The 3,031-nt window shown below is 48.6% G+C and carries 6 protein-coding genes; 5 read left to right on the top strand and 1 reads right to left on the bottom strand.

Annotated features, from left to right (window positions below):
* From CDA54_RS19325 to CDA54_RS19305, 5 genes are all read left to right on the top strand, one after another.
* A partial coding sequence (locus tag CDA54_RS19325; protein WP_143452334.1) for a class I SAM-dependent methyltransferase occupies positions 1–554 on the top strand: 554 nt, incomplete at its 5' end.
* Positions 555–629: 75 nt separating this feature from the next.
* On the top strand, positions 630–953 hold the full coding sequence (locus CDA54_RS19320) for a hypothetical protein (RefSeq protein ID WP_099036680.1): 324 nt from the start codon (positions 630–632) through the stop codon (positions 951–953).
* 10 nt (positions 954–963) lie between these two features.
* Positions 964–1,392: a hypothetical protein gene (locus tag CDA54_RS19315; RefSeq protein WP_099036679.1), complete on the top strand. Its 429-nt coding sequence runs from the start codon at positions 964–966 to the stop codon at positions 1,390–1,392.
* A 194-nt stretch (positions 1,393–1,586) separates the two neighbouring features.
* Positions 1,587–1,814: a type II toxin-antitoxin system ParD family antitoxin gene (locus CDA54_RS19310; RefSeq protein WP_229748218.1), complete on the top strand. Its 228-nt coding sequence runs from the start codon at positions 1,587–1,589 to the stop codon at positions 1,812–1,814.
* On the top strand, positions 1,814–2,110 hold the full coding sequence (locus CDA54_RS19305) for a type II toxin-antitoxin system RelE/ParE family toxin (protein WP_099036677.1): 297 nt from the start codon (positions 1,814–1,816) through the stop codon (positions 2,108–2,110). The genes CDA54_RS19310 and CDA54_RS19305 overlap by 1 nt, the downstream gene beginning before the upstream one ends.
* Positions 2,111–2,704: 594 nt before the next feature.
* Here CDA54_RS19305 and CDA54_RS19300 read toward each other — a convergent pair.
* Positions 2,705–3,031: transposase (locus tag CDA54_RS19300; RefSeq protein WP_143452333.1), on the bottom strand; the 327-nt coding region annotated here is incomplete at its 5' end.

The raw sequence follows: 3,031 nt of genomic DNA, 5'->3' as shown, positions 1-3,031 counted from the left end.
CAGGATCAGGCAGAATATGCAGGAAAAACGGGATAGAACAGCACAGGCGAGCATTGCAGCTTTCGAAAGAAACGGGAAAAGCTATAGATATAGGTTGCGGAAGTAGTGGTCGCATTATTGATCTAATGCTTGAGCACGGCTTTGAAGCTGAAGGTCTAGACTTTTCTATTGAGATGCTGAAGCATGCTAAGAAGAGACACCCAGAAGTGGTGTTCCATCATGCTGATATTTGTGAGTGGAGTTCTTCCAACAAGTACGAATTCATTTCGGCGTGGGATAGCATTTGGCATGTTCCGCTGAAACATCAAGAAACAGTACTCCGTAAGCTATGTGACGCATTGGCAAAGGATGGGATCATTATCTTCACTAGCGGTGCAGTTGACGAGCCCGGGGATGGAAGTAACCCATTTCTTGGTCAAGAGCTTTATCATGCAGCGCTCGGCATTCCAGCCATTCTGAATCTATTGAGCGATTGCGGTTGCATCTGTAGGCACCTTGAAAACGACGATTGGCCAAATCTACACTTGTATGTAATCGCGCAAAAAAGTGCCTAAAAAAAATAATATGCGGTTCATAGGGTCCGCATCATTTAACTGTTAGTACCACTTCTTCAGTAATGGAATAGTGCTATGGAGAACGTAAACCTCAAGAAATGGTCTATCGCCATCATCATATATCTTTGCATGACGGTGCTGTCGGTAGGTTATATTTCACAACTGTTGGGGGTAAGTTACGAGATAGTTATACTCTTTACTTTTTGTGTCTTTTTTCCAATATTCGAGTTTGCCTGGAGCATTTTTCTCTTAGGTAAATATGCGAGGGATGAAACAAGGGAAACGTCAGTGAAGGGCACTAACAAGGCCACTCAAACCGGGCAAAAACTCGCTGTCACTTTTTTTGCTAACAGCGCAACAAAAGCGCCATCAAGTTTTTGCCGCTGGTGGCGGCGTTAGGCCCTAGATCATGAAAGCTGTGACCACAAAGTTACTGGCGATAGTTGTATTTCTCACGGTGCTAGCTGGAGCAATTGGTTCGACAATCCATGAAGGTTGGCTAACCACGTGGTTTTTGCTCTTTATTTTCGTTGGTCTGCCGGTCCTGATTTTGGCTTGGATTGATCTTGGGTCAGCGCTTCGGAGTCTGGACAACCCAACCCCTCTGCAAAGAATGCTCGGTGTTTTGTTCGGCGTCCCCCAGGCAGTACTAGGGATAACGTCCGTATTCATCGGTCTCTCAATTGTAGGCTGGGTGTTATATAACTCGTTAGTTGAGATGCAGCCGCAATATAGTGGGAGCTTCCTGACACTCGGTGTTGGGCCAGCGCTGGTGATTTTCGGACTCTATTGGGCGCGTGCGGCATTTAAACGAGAGGGCAAGTCGGAGAATGACTGAGTTCAGGCCTAACCAGTAGAGCCACGGCGACGGCTACTCCATTGCGGCTTCGCCTCCATTCCGTAGCCGCGTGTGCTGTTGGCGTTGGGCGACAAGAAATGGGGCATTGATTCGGCTTAAACAAATGGTATGATATTGTCATACTTCTCTTTGTTAGGGCATCATCCATGAGCATGCACCGGAAAACTATCACGTTGACTGAACAGCAAGACGACTGGGTGAAAGGTCAGATTGAAAGCGGTCACTTTGGCAATGATAGTGAGTATATTCGCGATCTCATCCGAAGAGACCAGCAGGCCAAGGAACGTCTTGCCACGCTGAGGCAGGCCCTCGCTGAGGGTGAGTCCAGTGGGAAACCTAAGCCGCTCGATATATCGGCCATCAAAGCGGCTGGCCGTAAGCGGATGAAGGCGGCTGATTAGTGTTTAGGCTAACCGTCACGCCGAAGGCGGAATCTGACCTCACCGGAATCTGGATATATACCTGCGAAGAATGGGGGGTTGATCAGGCGGATAGTTACCTTGATCAGCTTGAGGCAGGAATGAATCAGCTGATTAATCATCCATCACTCGGCGCTAACTACGCCCATGTCCTTCCCGGGTATCGCAGATTGCAGGTAGAGCATCACGCTGTTTTCTATCAAGTACTAAAGCCGGAGGTGCTCGTTGTTCGTGTTTTGCACGAGGACATGGATGCACCGCAAAGGCTTCTGGAATAGAGGCGGCTATCCTTTGGTGCAGCGCAAGTTTTTAATCAANGGGTCTTAAGAGGGCACAGTATTTATGGGAACGCTATCAAGAGTTAATCAATCAGAGGGGTGACAGTGGCGCCCATCACAACTTTTGAAACAAACACACACACACAGGCGAGGGGTCAGGTCAAGGCGAGGGGTCACAAGGCGAGGGGTCAGCAAGGCGAGGGGTCACCCATTAATCAGCCGTGTCAAGTAAACAACGATACCCCGTCCCGATATTTAGATGATATCGGGATATTTGAAGAGTAATCTCCGCCCGGTAATCTGTTTCGCTTCGTTTTTTCGTCGTGCGGTGTCAAGTCCGTTCGCACCAGTCACCCATCTGGTTCTAGGCTGCATTCAAACGGCGAATGGGCCCCAAACGCTGTCGCGTTCCAAAAAATCTCCGGTACCCTGAGCTGTCCATCTGATAAACATTAACAGATTTGGTGGTTCACATTGCGCCCAACCCTTAGTGGCTCAGACCAGGGGCGAACAGGATAACACAGGCGGAAGGGCCATCCATTCAGAGTCTTTGGTTGTTAGCCAACCCCTTGACTGGCTTGGCCCTTCCTGAACTTATTGAAACGCTAAATCCATATTAAACGGCTCTCTTTTGTTCAAAATATGGTAACAGGCCCGGGCCAGTTTGTGGGCCACCGCCCGGATGGCTATCATGCCATTGGTTTTTCGTTTCTTGCGCGTGTAGAAGGCTTTGATTTGGGGATAGTGGGCCAGGCTATGGTGGGCCGCCTCATGAAAGGCCCAGGACAGATAACGATTACCACACTTGCGGTTATTCTTACCCTTCTTTTTGTTATTACTGATAAGTTTGCTTTCCACACAGCGGGCGTAGGAAGCGAAGTTTCCTGCTGAATCAAAACGGGTAATACTGCCAATTTCTAA

Origin of the sequence: Lacimicrobium alkaliphilum, assembly GCF_002591895.1 — a bacterium.
In the GTDB taxonomy this organism is placed as follows: Bacteria; Pseudomonadota; Gammaproteobacteria; order Enterobacterales; family Alteromonadaceae; genus Lacimicrobium; species Lacimicrobium alkaliphilum.
The sequence above is the reverse complement of the archived record's forward strand: the minus strand, read 5'-3'. Positions and strand labels throughout refer to the sequence as shown.

Coding starts and splice junctions, on each gene's coding strand:
- CDA54_RS19320 (WP_099036680.1), top strand. CDS start 630: ATGGAGAACGTAAACCTCAAGAAATGGTCTATCGCCATCATCATATAT.
- CDA54_RS19315 (WP_099036679.1), top strand. CDS start 964: ATGAAAGCTGTGACCACAAAGTTACTGGCGATAGTTGTATTTCTCACG.